The 17130-nt window shown below is 46.3% G+C and carries 12 protein-coding genes; 8 read left to right on the forward strand and 4 right to left on the reverse strand.

Annotation, left to right across the window (positions count from 1 at the left end; all coding sequences use genetic code 11):
* Position 1 precedes the first annotated feature (1 nt).
* Both IEX60_RS11705 and IEX60_RS11710 read left to right on the forward strand, forming a co-directional pair.
* Complete coding sequence (locus tag IEX60_RS11705; RefSeq protein WP_188750797.1) at positions 2-145, forward strand: hypothetical protein; 144 nt, start codon at positions 2-4, stop codon at positions 143-145.
* Positions 146-471: 326 nt separating this feature from the next.
* Complete coding sequence (locus IEX60_RS11710) at positions 472-2892, forward strand: ABC transporter permease (RefSeq protein WP_188750798.1); 2421 nt, start codon at positions 472-474, stop codon at positions 2890-2892.
* Between the two features lie 13 nt (positions 2893-2905).
* Here the strand turns inward: IEX60_RS11710 and IEX60_RS11715 are convergent, their stop codons facing one another.
* Positions 2906-3475 (reverse strand): PhnA domain-containing protein, encoded by a 570-nt coding sequence (locus tag IEX60_RS11715; protein WP_188750801.1) that lies wholly within the window; start codon positions 3473-3475, stop codon positions 2906-2908.
* 96 nt (positions 3476-3571) lie between these two features.
* Positions 3572-4648: an acyltransferase family protein gene (locus tag IEX60_RS11720; protein ID WP_188750805.1), complete on the reverse strand. Its 1077-nt coding sequence runs from the start codon at positions 4646-4648 to the stop codon at positions 3572-3574.
* Between the two features lie 427 nt (positions 4649-5075).
* Here IEX60_RS11720 and IEX60_RS11725 point away from each other — a divergent pair, with 427 nt between their 5' ends.
* From IEX60_RS11725 to IEX60_RS11735, 3 genes are all read left to right on the forward strand, one after another.
* Entirely contained in the window at positions 5076-7103 is a 2028-nt protein-coding gene (locus tag IEX60_RS11725) for a tetratricopeptide repeat-containing sensor histidine kinase (protein ID WP_188750807.1), read from the forward strand.
* On the forward strand, positions 7066-7701 hold the full coding sequence (locus tag IEX60_RS11730; RefSeq protein WP_188750809.1) for a response regulator: 636 nt from the start codon (positions 7066-7068) through the stop codon (positions 7699-7701). The genes IEX60_RS11725 and IEX60_RS11730 overlap by 38 nt, the downstream gene beginning before the upstream one ends.
* 85 nt (positions 7702-7786) lie before the next feature.
* The gene (locus tag IEX60_RS11735; protein ID WP_188750811.1) at positions 7787-8608 is read left to right on the forward strand and encodes an SGNH/GDSL hydrolase family protein; all 822 of its coding nucleotides are present in this window, start codon (positions 7787-7789) and stop codon (positions 8606-8608) included.
* Positions 8609-8762: 154 nt separating this feature from the next.
* Here the strand turns inward: IEX60_RS11735 and IEX60_RS11740 are convergent, their stop codons facing one another.
* On the reverse strand, positions 8763-9527 hold the full coding sequence (locus tag IEX60_RS11740) for a DUF4197 domain-containing protein (RefSeq protein WP_188750813.1): 765 nt from the start codon (positions 9525-9527) through the stop codon (positions 8763-8765).
* Positions 9528-9572: 45 nt separating this feature from the next.
* Positions 9573-10292, reverse strand: a complete 720-nt coding sequence (locus tag IEX60_RS11745; RefSeq protein WP_188750815.1) for a siderophore-interacting protein — start codon at positions 10290-10292, stop codon at positions 9573-9575.
* Positions 10293-10557: 265 nt separating this feature from the next.
* Between IEX60_RS11745 and IEX60_RS11750 the strand changes: the two genes are divergently transcribed.
* The 3 genes from IEX60_RS11750 (at position 10558) to IEX60_RS11760 (ending at position 17123) form a co-directional block, all read left to right on the forward strand.
* Entirely contained in the window at positions 10558-11769 is a 1212-nt protein-coding gene (locus IEX60_RS11750; protein WP_229717543.1) for a PAS domain-containing sensor histidine kinase, read from the forward strand.
* Positions 11770-11992: 223 nt separating this feature from the next.
* Entirely contained in the window at positions 11993-15253 is a 3261-nt protein-coding gene (locus tag IEX60_RS11755) for a S41 family peptidase (protein ID WP_188750819.1), read from the forward strand.
* Positions 15254-15320: 67 nt separating this feature from the next.
* Positions 15321-17123 (forward strand): hybrid sensor histidine kinase/response regulator, encoded by a 1803-nt coding sequence (locus tag IEX60_RS11760; RefSeq protein WP_188750821.1) that lies wholly within the window; start codon positions 15321-15323, stop codon positions 17121-17123.
* Positions 17124-17130: the final 7 nt, after the last annotated feature.

A 17130-nucleotide genomic window follows, 5' to 3' on the forward strand; every position in this document is an offset into this window, starting at 1 on the left:
GGTGGCAAAGCTAGCAGTAGCCCATGTCTCAATGACACCGAATCGTCGAAACACGGCAGTGGGCAGACCAATGTCATTATGGACAGACGAACAACCAACGCTTACCTATTCTTCCGCAGAAGTACGTAAAAGCCAGGTTCCGTAACAACGTGGTAGATGGGAAATGGCCTTCCGTCGATGGTACCAAAATTGCTTGGTTCGTTATCGGCGTGGGATATGCATGGAAGTAGCAGCAAACGGCATCACGCTTAGCCGCGTATTGCATGTTCGGATACGAACAAAATGTGTTCGAAATCGAACAATTTACACATCCATGATCAACCCATTACTCTTATAATCAAATATTTGTATTATTGGCTTGGTTGCTGTACCCGAAAAGCAACGAAATAACGAATGAAATTACAGAAGGAATCAGCTAGAAACTTCGAACGGAATTTGAAATCGAGGTAGCGGTTAAAAGATGAATTAATCATGTTAGCAAACCACCTAAAAACAGCTTGGCGAAACATCGTCCGTCAGAAACAAGCATCGTTCATCAACCTGCTCGGGCTATCGTTGGGGGTTGCAGCCGCGCTCATATTATTTGTGATCGTCCAATACGAATGGAGTTATGACCGTTTCCACAAAAACTATGACCACATCTACCGAATTGTAACAGAAACGCAGTATGAAAACTCGGCTGACTACAATGCAGGAGTTGCCTATCCGCTACCCAAAGCGCTTAAGGTAGACATGCCGCAGATCACAGCCATCGTGCCGTTGCATGCTACGGGTGGACAGGTGGACATCCCCGGAAAACATCCGGAAAACCCGGTCGATAAGTACTCAGAACAAGTACTATTTACCACTCCTGATTTCTTCCGGCTTTTTGATGCGACATACCTTGCGGGGAATGCAACCGCCCTATCGGAACCTAACAGTGCCGTCCTCGACCGGGAGACCGCCACCCGTTTTTTTGGTTCATGGGAACATGCAATGGGCCAACACTTCCGATTGGCTAATGCCATTCCGCTACACGTTGCGGCCATTGTAGAAAATGCCCCACCCAACAGCAACTTGCCTTATCATATGCTCGTTTCTTTCCCTACATTGGAGGCAAATCCGGGGCTGTTTGACTATGATCCCAATAATTGGAATAGCATAAGCAGCAGCTTCCAAACCTACCTATTGCTCAACCCCGCCGAAGACAAGAATGCTATAGCTAAACAATTGGATGACCTATCTAAAAAATATTTCGAAGAAGCAGGAAGGAACAGGATTCTTCACCTACAGCCGCTGAATGATGTCCATTTTGACACACGCTACGGAAATGTGCTTAACGACCGGATGATCAAACGGTCAACACTGACCACACTGACACTCATCGGCCTATTCATCCTGGTCATGGCAGCCATCAATTTCATAAACCTTAGCACCGCGCAGGCGCTCGGCAAAGGCAAAGAAATCGGCGTACGGAAAGTATTGGGCAGTTCGAGGAAAAACCTCATTATACAATCGTTTAGCGAGACATTTCTGGTTGTCTGCTTTTCGGTAGCAGCAGCCATCGGCATTGCTTATCTCGCGCTCCCGCACCTGCATTACTTTTCCAACATGCCTGAGACACCCACCCTGCTGCAAAGCGAAACACTCCTATTTCTTTGCGGAACATTGGTGTTGATGACCTTACTTTCCGGCATGTATCCCGCACTGATCTTATCGGGTTTTAAACCAGCAGTAGCCCTCAAAAACAAAATCAGCACTGCTCAGCTGGGCGGTGTGCCCATACGGAAGGGCCTGGTGGTGGTGCAATTTGCCATTGCCCAATTACTGATGATCGGTACACTGGTAGCCGTAAGGCAAATGGCCTTTATCCGGAATGCGGATCTGGGATTTGACAAAGAAGCCGTTTATGTGGTGCAGGTACCTACCGACGATAGCGTAAGCCAACGGGTGTCTGTCTTCAAGCAACGGCTATTGCAACTGCCACAGGTCCAATCGGTGAGTCTGGCAAGTGATGTTCCTTCATCGGACAACAAATGGCAGTCAAATTTCTATTTCGATGGTACGGAATCAGGCGATGAAATCAGGTTTCCGACTGCGATGAAATTTGCTGATGCCGATTATTTTGACAACTACACGTTGCGTTTTGCGGCGGGTAAAGCTTATGCAGAAAGCGATACGGCCAAAGAAGCTGTTATCAACGAGACCATGGTGCATAAATTGCGGTTGACAAGCGCAGAAGACGCGGTAGGAAAACGGATCCGGATCGGATTTATGGATACCTGGATGACCGTTGTTGGAGTAGTGAAAGATTTTACTCCCAATTCATTGCGGGAAGAAACCGGTCCCATGGTCATCACCGCCCTAAAGCAAAATTACTACGTAGCCGGAGTCAAACTCCGTCCCGGAACCGGAAAGGGTACACTGGATGAAATCAAAAATCACTTTGAACAGCTCTATCCCGAACATTATTTTCAGGCAGGCTTTTTAGACGAAAGCATCGCACGCTTTTATGAACAGGAAGAGAAGATGGCGACTGCTTACCAACTGTTTGCACTGTTGTCTTTGGTGATATCAGGTATTGGACTCTATGGCATGATTTCCTTTATGCTAGGACAGAAAGTAAAAGAGATCGGCATCCGGAAAGTATTGGGAGCTAGCGTGGCAAGTATCGTTTACCTGTTTTCGAAAGAGTTTATTTACTTAGTAGCTATCGCATTTTGCATGGCAGCTCCAGTGGCCTATTATTTCATGGCTGATTGGCTGAATAATTTCGTTTTCCACATAGAGCTGGGCATCGGGTTATTTCTTTCGGTAGTGGCGATTGCCTTACTGCTCGCTATGCTGACCATCGGCATTAAAGCGTTCCGTGCGGCGACAGCTAACCCTGTGGACTCGTTGAGGGATGAATAACGGGGAATCACCGTTAGTTTTGTTTCTTCAGGTACTTTGTAAGAATAACAATAAGCTGTCCCTCTACCCGGCCTTCGATTTGTTGGGGGTTATCTTCTACCAAACGGATGTTCCTGACCACTGTTCCCAATTTGGCACTCAGACTGCTGCCTTTTACGTCGAGGGTCTTCGTTAATACCACGGAATCACCATTTTGGAGCGTGTTACCAAATGCATCCTTATGGACAATTGCCTCGGTGGGTTCTTCCGGTGCATCCACAGCCTTGGCCCATTCCAATGTTTCATCATCCAGGTAAAGGATATCCAAGGCATCTGCTGCCCAGCTTTCCCCTTTTAACCGGTTGAGCATGCGCCATGCCAGTACCTGCACGGCAGGTACCTCACTCCACATCGCATCGGGAAGAAAGCGCCACGCTTCGGGATTGAGTGGTTCGGTTCCCTCGATCTGACCGATCAGGGATTGGCAGATAGCCACCTCATTATCCGTACGGCTATCAGGACCTACCGTATATACCGCCAATTCGGCTTCCTTACCGCATAATTCACATTTGTTTCCGCTTCGCACGCGTAATGTTTCATTCATTTTGCACCAGTTCGATAGTAAGTACCGGCGAAGATAGATTTTTTAAACAAAAGATCCCAGATACGATGTTATCCGGACTAACTTATTTCCGGAAGATCAATGATACTGCCTGGCCTCCCGGTTTCCGGCAAATTGTTTATTCAGGTAGTTACGGATGGGGATATCGAAGCCTTTCATCACCACATAGGCAAAAGCCAGCAGCGCAAGTGTGCCAAACAAGATAACGGCAAACAACTGTCCCTCACCCGGTCCGCTACTAAAATAACCGGCAAATATCCACATGATTGCATAATGCGTCATGTACAGCGGATAAGAAATGTTACCGAACAGCCGGCAAACGCCGGTCAGGCTGCTTTCCAATCGGGTAGCACTTCCCAATGCGATGATACAGGGAAAGAAAAACAATACAACCAACAGTTCCATCAGCCAATTATGGGCAAAAAAGGGCATAAGCAGCGCTGCTGCCAGCAATAAAGACAAACCCAGGAATCCCAGTCGGTTTTTAACGGTCCACTTTGCCCGGTAGATCAACATCCCCATAAGAAACGAAAAGCCAATGCGGATGCCACCGTCCCAAAAGGTATCGCCATTCCAACCGCCCACCAACAAATCGGACCGATAGGCGACCATCGCCAGCGCCGATGCCATGAATACAACCCCCATCGCTAACCATCGCTTACTGATGCGGTATAATACGAGTGCATAGAGCAGACTGGCCATATATTCCCAAAATAAAGACCACGCAGGCGCATTTAAACCGAATAGATTAAAGTAGCGGTCTTCCATGACCGGGTAGGGAACCATAAAAATAGAGGCAAGGAAAATCAATAAGATTTGCCATGGAGAATAATTATCGGAAGCATCGCTATATGGGTCAAAAAGAAATGCCAGCAGTCCCAAAACCGACCCTATAACAACCAGTGGGTGCAGGCGAATGATCCTGCGTTTGAAAAAGGTAAGCCTACCCATCTCCCGGATTCGGTCATCGTACGCATAGGCAATGACGAAGCCGGAAAGACAGAAGAAAAAATCAACTGCCAGAAATCCATGCCCCATGAAATTCTTCGTGTAGTCTGTCTGGACAATCTCCATAAAATGAAAGATAACAATGGCTAATGCGGCGATACCACGTAGCCCATCGAGCACCTGAAAATGGTGTTTTGTATCCTGCATGATTGGAGTGATTTTTTGTCCGGTCCAAGGATAGGGAATAAATAGGAAGGAAACAAATAGGTGATAACATAAATCCAGGTCCATAAAAAAACGCGGCGTTCTGCCGCGTTTCCCTTTTTTCAACATGTGCAGACTATTGCCGCGTCCCTTCAAACGTATACATCATACCGGTCTAGGATGTCGCCTTTGTCACAAAGGTCAGGGCTTTGTTATTCAACGTATAAACAAACACTAAGAGCACCCGCATCACCAGTACTAATCTTGACTTTTTTATATCGCTTTTCGTCAACTTTATCGTTTTTCACAAAAGTACTGTGGCCTCCTATTCCACACAATCACCTGATTTTAGGATTTTTACACTCCTCATTTTTGAGTAGATTATCAACTTTTCCGAAAACTGCGAAACGTTGTTTGTATCATTGTATTCATGAAGGGATTTATGTATTTGCTTGCCACATTCGCTTACATGCAGGTGGCATTGGCCCAAAAAATGCCTTTCGAAAGCAAACGGTTTGTCGACAGCTTGGAGGACGCACTCGCCCACCATCCATCAGACAGCCTAAAGGCACGGGCTGCATATCATCTGGCTGAGTTCTGGGCAAAGCAAGATACCAACAAGGCAAGGCCCTATCTGGAAAAGGGAAGGAAATTGGCCGGCAACTCGGTCTACATGCAAGCGAGCTATCAATATTATGTCGGTAAGTTTTATCTCTCAACCGATTCGGCCAAAAGCGAATTTGCATTCCTCAAGGCTGATTCGATCCTAGCAGTAAACCGCCTTACATTCAAGAATGCATATACCTTACGCGCAGCGATTTGGTACAACTATGGGGTATTGCGACAATTGAAAGATGACACGGAGGGGGTTATCAAAATATTTCTTGAAAAGGTTATTCCCTACACCCGTTTGGCAGGTTTGCAAAATGAATTACCCAGGATGTATTTAGCGGTCGGGCAGCTCTTTGATAATGAACTGGATTACGAGCGAGCCGGATTATATTTCGACCAATCGCTGGCGATGTTGGATACCGTGGATGTGGAACCTGAGCTGCAAGCGAACATCTACTCCGCGGCCGTAGGCAACTTGCTCTCACGGGAAAAGTTTGCCGAAGCGAGGAAGTACCAAAACCAGGTAAAGGAGTTGCTCCAAAACTATCGCGAAACACCCTATTACCTAGCCTATCTATTGAATGAAACCGCCTACTTCATCAAGCAAAAATTATACGACGACGCCTTACTTGTAATAAATCAGGGGATTGCGCTTTCCACACGCCTCGACGATTCGCTCCAGCGGGAATCCTTTCTTCACGAAAAATTCAAGGTGCTTTATTCGCTGGGACAATACCGGGAAGCAAAAGATATTTTGGTGGGCCTTGCGGAGTCTCCCGTTACCCCATTTATGGGTACTAAAATGATTTTTTATCAGAACTTAAGCGAGGTGTATGAAAAACTGGGCGATTTCGAACAAGCCTACCGATGGTTAAAGCCGTATAGCACCATCGCCGACAGTCTCAACCAGGCCCGTTTGAAGGAGAAGATCGTCCAGTTAGAGGCAAAATTCCAAAACGCGGAATCGAGACATGAAATTGCATCGCTAAAAGCACAAAAATCAGAAGCAGAATTGGAAGCAAAAAATAGCCGCCTATTCGCCTGGGTACTGGGGTTAAGCTGCTTTGTCCTCCTACTGGTCGCTACCTTTTCGATCATTTACTACCGCGAACAAAAGCAACTCGGCAAACAAATGGCAATCAACCATCAACAGCAGGTAAAGGAGCTGGAACAGCATCAGCAATTGGCCGTCACAAAGGCTATACTGGAGGGCGAAGAACGGGAGCGGCAGCGCGTTGCGCGTGACCTGCACGATGGCTTGGGCGGCATGCTTGCAGGCGTTAAGATCAACCTCTCGGGATGGGCAGCCAACAACCTCGAAGCACCGCAGCATAACTCGTTCTATAAAGTAATTAGCCAATTGGACAGCTCAGTAACCGAGCTCAGGAGAATCGCGCGGAATATGATGCCCGAAGCGCTCTTCAAATTCGGCCTTGAGACAGCACTGCGCGACCAATGTGAATTTTATACCACCGCTGGGATACACATCGATTTCCAACCGTTTGAATTGAGCAATACAAACTCACTTGCGTTTCAGATTACGGTTTATCGCATCGTGCAGGAACTGCTCTCCAACGCTGTCCGGCACGGAAAGGCGACCAATATTGTGGTGCAATGCAGTCAGAGCGGCAGTGATTTTCTCATCGCTGTCGAAGACAATGGTATGGGTTTTGATAAAACGATAGGGAAACAGAAAAATGGAATCGGCCTTTCAAATATCAAGAGCCGCGTTTCCTATTACAAGGGTGAAATGGAGCTGATCACCTCACCCGGGGAAGGAACTACCGTTCATATTGAACTACATGACCATGAGGAAGGATACTATCCGGATCGTATTGGTGGATGATCATCCCGTTGTAATACAAGGCCTAAAGACAGCACTGGAAGAAGAGCCTAACTTCACGATTGTGAGCACTTTCTCTTCGGGCTTAGCGCTGCTATCTTTTTTGGAAAGCAACCCAGTAGACGTCATGTTGCTCGACATCATTTTGCCCGATGGTAATGGCGTGGATTTTTGCCTTGAAATCAAGCGTCTTTATCCCGATATCGTCGTGTTGATCTTGAGTAACCATGCCGAACGGAGCTTTATCGTGCAAGCGGTACAAAACGGGGCCAGCGGATACCTGCTAAAAAACACTTCCCTTTTAGAGCTGACAACCTGTATACACGAAGCGATAGATGGCCAGGTGACATTCAGCGATGAAGTGAAGAAAATCATGGTCAGGCCCGCCGAGAGTAACATACAGGGAATACCCCAGCTCACCAAGCGCGAAAAGGAAATATTGAAATTGTTGGCCGACGGTAAAACGAGTGCTGCAATTGCCGATGAATTGCACATCAGCCCGCTCACCATCATCACCCATCGCCGTAACCTGATGCACAAATTTGATGTGAAGAACGTTGCAGAGCTGATCATGGCAGCAACGCGAAACAACTACCTGTAATGAAACCCAGGCAGACAATCCCAATAGAAATATATCCAATTTTTATTAGGTTTGTTAGGTATTTATGACATTCACTCAACGCGCAATGAAATATGCTCTTCTGTACACATGGATCCTTCTGCTTTCCTGCTCTTTCGGCCAAAAACAGCAGACTTGGCTGGCCCTCGGTGATTCCATTACTTACCTGAATGAGCATCCCGATGAAACCGGGCATCGCGTTAGCAAGGGATATATGACACTTATTACCGAAAAACGGCCGAATATTCAGTACGTTAATCAAGGGCATAACGGCTGGACAGCTGTAGGTATTGCCGAACAGATTGAGAAACTTGGGATTGAGAAAGCGGATTATTATACGGTTTTTCTGGGTACAAACGATTGGTGGGCGGGATTGCCTTTGGGTTCAACGGCCGACTTCCGTGGCAACACCGGCAGCGGTACGACAAGCGGCGCTTTCCGGATCATTGTCGATAAATTTCGCAGCTTAAATCCGGATGCGGAGATTGTCTTCATCACACCCATGCAACGATCGGACTTTGTATATATCAACGACTATAAAAACAATGCCTGGGGTTCTTATAAACCCAACAAAAACGGACAGACACTTGAAGCCTTTGCAGATACGATCCAAGCCATTGGCCTAAAGGAAGGGTTCAAAGTTGTCGATCTCTATCACCATCCCAAATTAAGACTTGAAAAGCTGGTGAAATTCAAATGGCTCAAAGATCCGGCTACGGGCAAATATCGCAAATATCGCTACCCTGCCTATACGGGAATCCCGTTCAATCCTGAAACGGATGAATATCCATATCCTGTAAAGGCGATTGATATGACATACGATGGACTGCACCCCTCGGATAAGGGTTATCGGGTTATCGCCGCGGAATTACTTCCCATACTAAGATAGCAAATTCCCTGTCTCAAGACACCCTTCCGCCGCCCCCTATCCGCCCCTGCGTCGCATATCCGCCGCTATATATACGCAAAATAAACGAAAAAGCGATACCTTAGCGATAGGATAGCGTATACATAGCGGCAAAAAGGCTGATGTGAGGGAATGGTTAATCTACTGCACCGAAGACTTTTTTCAGCAGCGAAGTAGTCCGGAATACCGGATTATTCCGGATGTTGCTTTCCTTTTCAGCAACCATCTTGAAGACACCATTGACCGTTTCCTGGGTCACATAGCTATTCAAGTCCGTTTCGATATCCTGACGGGTAATGCCATTGTATTTACTGATGATCTGCGCCCATACTTTATCTGCTCCAACTTTGCCAAGCGATCCTTCCACTTTGGGTTTGAAAGCTGTAAAAAGCTGTTCGGTTGTCTTTCCCTTTAGGTAATCCGTTGCGGCAGTGCTGTCGCCCAAGAGAATATTTTTTGCATCGTCAAACGTCATAGACGTAATAGCTTTGGCAAAGATGGGAGCGCCTTCCTGAACGGCATTCTCAGCAGCTCGGTTGAGCAGCAGCAGGCCCTGATCGGCTAAATTGCCTAACCCGATTCCGCGCAGTGTAGCATCCACCTTCCGGAGTTTTTCGGGAAGAAGAATTTTAACCAATTCATTTCTAAAAAACCCGTCTTCGGCACCCAGCTTAGCTATACCTTCTTTAACGCCAATGTTTAGTGCTTCTTTCAACGCGGTGGACATTTCACTGGTAGATATTCCGGTTAAATCCACATTTTTTTTGTTTTCAGCGCTTTTGTCGCCCTGACTTCCCTTTACCGCTTCTTTTAAGCTATCAAATATGCTTTGTGCTTGGGCAGAGGCAGAACTCAATGCACTTATAGCCAATCCGGCAAGAAAGATTATCCTAAAAATCATACGATGAGAATTTATGCAAACTTAGGTAAATTCTTTTATAGGCTACTACAGTCCCCTTTTCCCTTCGGCCCAATAGGGTTCAGTTTGGATATGCTTCCGGGGCACGCCCTTTTCCAACAAATAACCGCGCACCCGCTGAATAGACTTGGCTCTTCCTGTAAGATAGAAACCTACCTTGTCCCCGTATATATCCTGCCAAGATTCTAATACCTCCAAGGCCCGTTTAGCGGGAGAATCCATGGATGCGCGGACAACCGTGGTTCGATCATCCGTGCCAATTTCCCATGAAATATTTTCGGGTGCAAATTCCAATAAGCCTTTAAATTGACTACCGCTGCGCTCGCACTCATTTGCAATGCAGTGGGCCAAGCCAACGGATGTCTCATCACCGAAAACCAAGTGTACTGGAAATTCGCTCCGGTATGCTAATTTACCTCCGGGACCAATTAGTTTGAGCTGCTGCCCTTCTTCCAAGGCTTCCGCCCACATGCTCCCGATCCCGCGGCCATGCAAGTAAAAAATCACCTCACAGGCTTTCTGTTTTGTATCAAAAACCGACGGTGTATAATGTCGATAATCCGTATCGGTTACCCGAAATTCAACAACTTGACCCGGCGTAAAAGCAATCGATTTTATATCTCCTTCAAAGCGGACTTTCTTTAACGATTCATTCAAATAGGTAACATCTGTTACCGTTACCGCATGATAATATTTGCTGGACAGTTTTTCAAGGGTATCTCCAAGCCATTTCGGAACACTGGGCATAACTTATCTTTTTTCTGTTATTAAGAATAATTCTTAATAGAGCAAAGGTAGTTGATTCAACCTTATTTCCAAATTAATTGAATAAGTTGCCATTTCTTTGATTTTCTGGTAGTACTCCACGATCGGTTCCTCTTTCGCCTGACGAGATTTAAGATTTCAGGGACCGAACCGGTTTACAGCAATTTCATCACAAGTACAAACAAAATTAAGGGTTGCGGTGTTTTTTCTGTGAAATCAGTTTATTTTCATGTACATGCGCCAGTCTATGAAACAATTATATACCAGTGACACCTCTCCACAATTGCACCCGCAATCCTTTAAACCTTCCTCGCCCTTCTTTCTGAAAGAGATACAGGACTTCGATACAGATTTCAAAACCCACCCGATTGAGAGGGCATTGATAAGAACCGAACAAAAGTATAAGGCCCTGTTTGACTCCATCGATGAGGGATTCTGCATTATCGAAGTGATTTTTGATCCGAATGAACGGCCTGTGGACTATCGCTTCCTTGAGGTCAATGCCGCATTTGAACGGCAAACAGGTATCGTAAATCCAACCGGACGGTGCATGCGTGAAATTGCCCCTTTGCATGAAGAGCATTGGTTTGAAATCTATGGAAAGGTTGCAGCAACGGGTGAACCGGTACGTTTTGAAAACCAAGCAAAACAACTCAATCACTGGTATGAAGTGTATGCATTCCGCACAGGCGATCCGGAACAGCGGCAAGTAGCGATCCTATTTAAGGATATAGACGGTCGAAAAACTGTTGATCAATTGAAGGACGATTTTATCAGCATCGCCAGCCACGAACTGCGTACTCCGCTCACCGGTATTAAAGGTTATACGGACCTGCTAAAACGGCAATTACAAAAACCAACTCCAAATGGAGATTTGCTTACGTTGGTCAATAAGTTGAACAAACAGGTAAACCGGCTCGCCAATCTTGTAAATAATCTTTTGGAAACTACCAATTTATCTCGCGGGGAACTTGTCCTCACTAAAAAATGGTTTGATCTCAATGAACTGATCGTAGCCTGCATTTCCCAGTTGCACCCCATTGCGCCCAAACGTACACTGACCTTAAAACTGACAAGTGTGCCGCCGATTCTGGCTGATCAAAAACGTATTGCTCAGGTATTGACCAACATCATTTCCAATGCCATTAAATATACAGAAACTGAAGGAGCCATTGTGGTCAGCACAGCGAAAGAGAGTACCGATTCTGTAAAAGTTACCGTACACAACATGGGAGTGGGTATTTACCACAAATATGTGGGAAAAGTATTTGATCGTTTCTTTCGGATCAGCAATACCGAAATGCCTAATCATTCCGGTATGGGGCTGGGACTTTACATCTGTGCCGAAATCATTAAACGTCACAACGGCAGCATCGCATTGGAGAGTACTTCAACTAGCGAAGTGATTTTTTCCTTTACACTTCCATGCAAAGCCACAACTCACTGCACACCAATATAAAAGCAGAACACTTCAATAACCCTACACTAAAAGTTTTAAAAAAAACATCAAAATTAGTGGCTATACCAAAACTTTGGCATCGTTTTCGCTAATGATGGATAGGTTTAGGTTGATAGCCCCTAACCCCATTGGGGCGGCCGTCCCGGTTTATGCCGGGACGGTTTTTTTATGCCCTCTATTTCCCTTACCTTCGTACCGACATATTTCCAAGTAACATCCGTCCATGAAAAAGATAATGCTAATTTTACTGACGATGTGCGCTATTTGGGGCGCCAACGCACAGGATGAAGCCCGATTACTACGTTTCCCCACCGTACACGGTGACCAGGTAGCCTTTACTTACGCCGGCGACCTGTACATTGTACCGGCAAGCGGAGGTGTAGCGCGGCGCATAACCAGCCATCTAGGGCACGAACTGTTCCCCCGTTTCAGTCACGATGGTAAGTACATTGCTTTTACCGGACAATACGATGGCAATACAGAAGTTTTTATCATTCCGGCAACGGGAGGAATACCTAAGCGGATTACCTATACACCTACGCTCAGCCGCGACGACCTAGCGGATCGTATGGGCCCTAATAACATTGTGATGGGATGGACACCGGATGACCAACATGTCATTTATCGGGGCCGTGGCACCTCATTCAATCCCTTTAAGGGCAAACTGTATTTAGCCCCCTTGAATGGCGATCTCAGCCTGGAATTACCTTTTTCGGTTGCATCCTGGGCCTCCTACAATGCAGATGGGTCTAAGCTCGCCATGAATCGCGTGTTCCGTGAATTCAGGACGTGGAAATACTATCGTGGAGGAATGGCCGATGACATCTGGCTGGTTGATCCCAAGTCTGGTGACACAGAGAATGTGACCAACCATCCCGCCCAAGATGTATTTCCAATGTATTATCAGGACAAAATCTACTTTGTGAGCGACCGTGATCGTACAGCGAACCTTTTTGTATACGATACCCAAAGCAAACAGACGCAAAAAGTAACCAATTTCACCGAGTACGACGTCAAATTCCCTTCTTTGGGAGATCACGCCATTGTATTTGAAAACGGTGGTTATATTTATCACCATGACCTAATAAGCGGACAAACTCAAAAACTCCGTATTATCATCGCCGAAGATTTTGCATCAGGCCGGAACAGACAGGTTGATGCGTCCACATTTGTATACAGTGCTGATATTTCTCCCGATGGCAAGCGGGCAGTATTCGGTGCAAGAGGAGATGTCTTTACCGTACCAGCCAAAACAGGTGTTACCCGAAACCTGACACAAAGCAGTGGGGCACACGACCGTAATGTAGGTTGGAGCCCCGATGGACAATGGATCAGCTATATTTCAGACCGGACGGGAGAAGATGAGCTATACATCCAGAAACAAGACGGCACAGAACCTGCCCTCCAATTAACCAAAGGAGGGGGTGCCTATAAATTCAACCCGGTCTGGAGCCCTGACAGCAAAAAACTGCTTTACGGCGACCGCAACCAGGATCTCTATGTGGTGGAAATCCCGTCGGGTGCTAAACAGCTGGTAACGCATTGCGATGACGGCACCATAACCTCGTACACGTTCGGTCCGGATAGTAAATGGATTGCCTATTCGTTACCCGGTAAAGCACGTGAGTTTACGGTTATCAACCTATACCACCTCGATACAAAACGCATCATCCAGGTCACCGATACATGGTACAATAGCAGCCAACCTGAATTCAGCCCAGATGGCAAGCTACTTTATTTTGTTTCGGAGCGCGACTTTAACCCTACCTACGGAAGCACCGAGTGGAACCATGTATACAACAATATGAGTCGCCCGTACCTGGTCCGGTTAAACACCGCTACCAAGTCACCTTTTGCTGAAGAAAGCGACGAAGTAACCACCTCGTCAGTCTACCCGGAAGAAGAGCGCACCCAAAAAGACGATTCAAAAAAAGAAACCCAAAACGAAATCACCATCACGGTAGATGAAGAAGGGCTAGCAGACCGTATTGAAAGCCTACCTGTATCTCCCGGCTCTTATTTTGGCCTCGTTGCCACGACAGATGGACTGTATTACACCGGAGGAAGCCAGGGAAACCGTAGCTTTAAATTTTTCAGCCTCGCTGACAAAAAGGAAACCGAAATCGGAAATTTCAGTGGCTATGCAACCAGCCCGGATCGGAAGAAGATACTGATTCGAAGCGACGGGGATTTTTTCATCGAAGATTTGGGTAAATCTAAAATAAGCGCTCCCTCCAACAAAGTAAATATGGTGGGCATGAAAGTGACCGTAGATCTGAAAGCAGAATGGAAGCAAATCTATGATGAGAGCTGGCGACAGATGCGGGACTATTTTTATGACCCCGATATGCATGGAGTTGACTGGAAGGCGATGCATGATAAGTATGCGCCCCTATTGCCGTATGTCAACCACCGTGATGACCTCACTTACCTCATAGGTGAATTAATCGGTGAACTCAATGTAGGCCATGCTTATGTGAACAGCGGGGACCGTCCCTCCCCCGAACGCATCCCTATGGGATTACTGGGGGCCATTTTCAGCCGCGATCCAAGTGGTTATTATCGGATAGATAGTATCCTCTCGGGCCAAAGCTGGAACACTACGCTGGCATCCCCGCTACGAGCGCCGGGAGTAGCAGCCAAGAGGGGTGAGTACATTACGGCAATCAACGGTACCTCGATGAAAGACGTAGAGAATCTTTACCAAACGCTGATTGGAAAAGCAGGTCAGCTGGTGGAAATCGAAATCAATGGTTCACCAACCGCAAAGGGTGCCCGGAAAGTCCTGGTAAAGCCGATAGCGGACGAATCGGCTCTCTATTATCACGAGTGGGTGCAGCAAAACATCGCCAAGGTAACGGCGGCCAGTAACGGCCGGATTGGTTACATACATATACCCGATATGGGACCGGACGGACTTAACCAATTTGCCCGTTATTTCTACCCTCAACTTGACAAGGAAGCGCTCATCATTGACGACCGCGGCAATGGCGGCGGCAATGTCTCGCCAATGATTATCGAACGGTTGATCCGCAAACCAGGTTTAGGTACTATGCGTCGTAACAATAAAACGGCCTCCATCAAACCCGATGCTCATGTAGGCCCCAAAGTGTGTCTTATTGATCAGTACTCGGCGTCTGACGGAGATTTGTTCCCCTGGCAGTTCCGCTATTACGGCATCGGACCTTTAATTGGACAACGCACCTGGGGCGGCGTCGTTGGTATCAGCGGAACGCTCCCCTTCATCGATGGTGGAGATATGCGCAAACCTGAATTTGCACACTTCGCAGCAGATGGCTCTTCTTTCATTATTGAAGGTGAAGGCGTACATCCGGATATCGAAGTAACGAACGATCCGTATGACGAATATCAGCAAAACGATGCCCAACTAGCCCGTGGAGTAGCGGTACTTCTCGAAAAATTGGCGGACGGCAGTGCCATAGGTGTACCGAAAATACCGGCATTTCCAGATAAATCAAAATAAGGATATCTGTGCGATAATTTAAACGGAGCATCCCACATTTTACTAAATTTGCGGAACGCAGTAGCCAATGGAAGATTCTTTACGAAAAGAGACGATACCAGCGAGTTATTTTCTACCTCATATCAAAGATCCGATTACCCGGGCTTTGGCTATCACTTGTTTATTAAGCGTATCATTAACGATTCTTAAAATAATCGTTATTCTTCCTCATTTCTCGAACGACGCGCTCCGTATTGTTGTCTTTGCCGTAGTCTCGGCGGCAGCTGTCTTTCTCTGTGCGAGGGCGGCGAAGACCCCCCACCTGATAAGACGGTATTACCACTTTGGCCTGATGGTTTACGTTGGCTACCTGGCTATCAGTATATTTTTGCTTAGCAAAGGAATCAATATTTCAACCTTACAGGAGTTTTATCTTGTGATTATCTGGGCATTCTTCGGGCTCGGAATACGTTGGGGCATTTTATATGCGGGGTTAACAATCGGGATGGCCGTGGTCTTTCTGGTCTATTCCAATCAGGCCCTCACAACCATTTATCTCTTACCGCCGAATATTCCGTTTTGGACGGCTATCTTTGTTGTTGTCACTAATTTTGTATTGGCTATTTTTAGCCTTTATGCCTATCAGCGAGCCATCGTAAAAACCTCCGAGGAAAAAACAGCGTTAAATAAGCAGCTAAATAAACTGCTTGACGCCAAAACGGATTTTCTGTCTACGATGTCACATGAATTGCGTACCCCATTAAATTCGGTGATCGGCATTACTAATCTCCTTATTGATGCAAACCGGGATACGTCACAGAATGAAGATTTAAGAAACCTACGCTTCTCTGCGGAAAGCCTGCTGCTGCTCATCAATGATATCCTAGACTTTCAGAAAATGGATTCCCACAAGCTGGAGCTGGAATTAATCCCTTTTAATCTGTCCGATTTACTGGAAGACGCCTGCGGAAGCCTGAGAACCAAGGCTTCGGAAAAGAATCTCTTTTTTGAAGTCCATAGTGACCCACGGCTATTAACCTTTGAGGCAATCGGAGATCCTACACGCTTGACCCAGATACTGTTCAATCTAGCCAGCAATGCGATTAAGTTTACCGAAACCGGGGGGGTTAAGGTTTCTTGCCAACTTATAAACGATTACGACGATAAGGCCACTGTACATTTTTCGATTGAAGACACCGGCATTGGAATAGCCGCCGATCAGCAGGCGGTCATATTTGAACCTTTTATCCAGGCATCCAGAAATATTTCGCGAAAATTTGGGGGAACCGGGTTGGGACTGTCCATCGCAAAACACTTGGTTAACCTTCATGGAGGCACCATTCACCTGAAAAGCACACAAAATGTAGGATCGGTATTCTATTTTGATATTACTTATAAAAAATACCACCGACATTTAACCTCCCAGCCCCCCAGTTCGACATCAAGTAACCGCGTAATCAGCAAGGAAAGTTTAAAGGGCCTTCGCGTCCTCCTGGCAGAGGATAATCAAATGAGCGTCCTGTTTATGCGAAAGTTATTCGCAAAATGGGAGATTGAACCGGATATCGCGATGAACGGCCAGGAAACCATCGATAAGCTCGACCAAGAAGCTTATGATGTTATTTTGATGGATCTGCACATGCCTGTGATGAACGGCATCGAAGCAACCCAGCACATACGCTCTATGGAAAATCCCTTAAAATCCAAAGTTTACATCCTTGCATTAACGGCTTCGGTTTCCGATGACATCATTGCAAACATCAAAGCACTTGGATTTGACGACTACCTTGGTAAACCTTTCCGCCCGAATGACCTACACCACAAACTCGAAAAAATACTCCGAAAGCAATATATTCTCAGCAAAAAACATCATTTTTTTTGTTTTTTTTAACTAAAAA

Source organism: Parapedobacter defluvii (assembly GCF_014642075.1).
Lineage (GTDB): Bacteria > Bacteroidota > Bacteroidia > Sphingobacteriales > Sphingobacteriaceae > Parapedobacter > Parapedobacter defluvii.

Excerpts from the sequence above, each read along its gene's own strand:
- IEX60_RS11710 (WP_188750798.1), top strand. The coding sequence starts at position 472 with ATGTTAGCAAACCACCTAAAAACAGCTTGGCGAAACATCGTCCGTCAG.
- IEX60_RS11715 (WP_188750801.1), bottom strand. The coding sequence starts at position 3,475 with ATGAATGAAACATTACGCGTGCGAAGCGGAAACAAATGTGAATTATGC.
- IEX60_RS11720 (WP_188750805.1), bottom strand. The coding sequence starts at position 4,648 with ATGCAGGATACAAAACACCATTTTCAGGTGCTCGATGGGCTACGTGGT.
- IEX60_RS11725 (WP_188750807.1), top strand. The coding sequence starts at position 5,076 with ATGAAGGGATTTATGTATTTGCTTGCCACATTCGCTTACATGCAGGTG.
- IEX60_RS11730 (WP_188750809.1), top strand. The coding sequence starts at position 7,066 with ATGAGGAAGGATACTATCCGGATCGTATTGGTGGATGATCATCCCGTT.
- IEX60_RS11735 (WP_188750811.1), top strand. The coding sequence starts at position 7,787 with ATGAAATATGCTCTTCTGTACACATGGATCCTTCTGCTTTCCTGCTCT.
- IEX60_RS11740 (WP_188750813.1), bottom strand. The coding sequence starts at position 9,527 with ATGATTTTTAGGATAATCTTTCTTGCCGGATTGGCTATAAGTGCATTG.
- IEX60_RS11745 (WP_188750815.1), bottom strand. The coding sequence starts at position 10,292 with ATGCCCAGTGTTCCGAAATGGCTTGGAGATACCCTTGAAAAACTGTCC.
- IEX60_RS11750 (WP_229717543.1), top strand. The coding sequence starts at position 10,558 with ATGAAACAATTATATACCAGTGACACCTCTCCACAATTGCACCCGCAA.
- IEX60_RS11755 (WP_188750819.1), top strand. The coding sequence starts at position 11,993 with ATGAAAAAGATAATGCTAATTTTACTGACGATGTGCGCTATTTGGGGC.
- IEX60_RS11760 (WP_188750821.1), top strand. The coding sequence starts at position 15,321 with ATGGAAGATTCTTTACGAAAAGAGACGATACCAGCGAGTTATTTTCTA.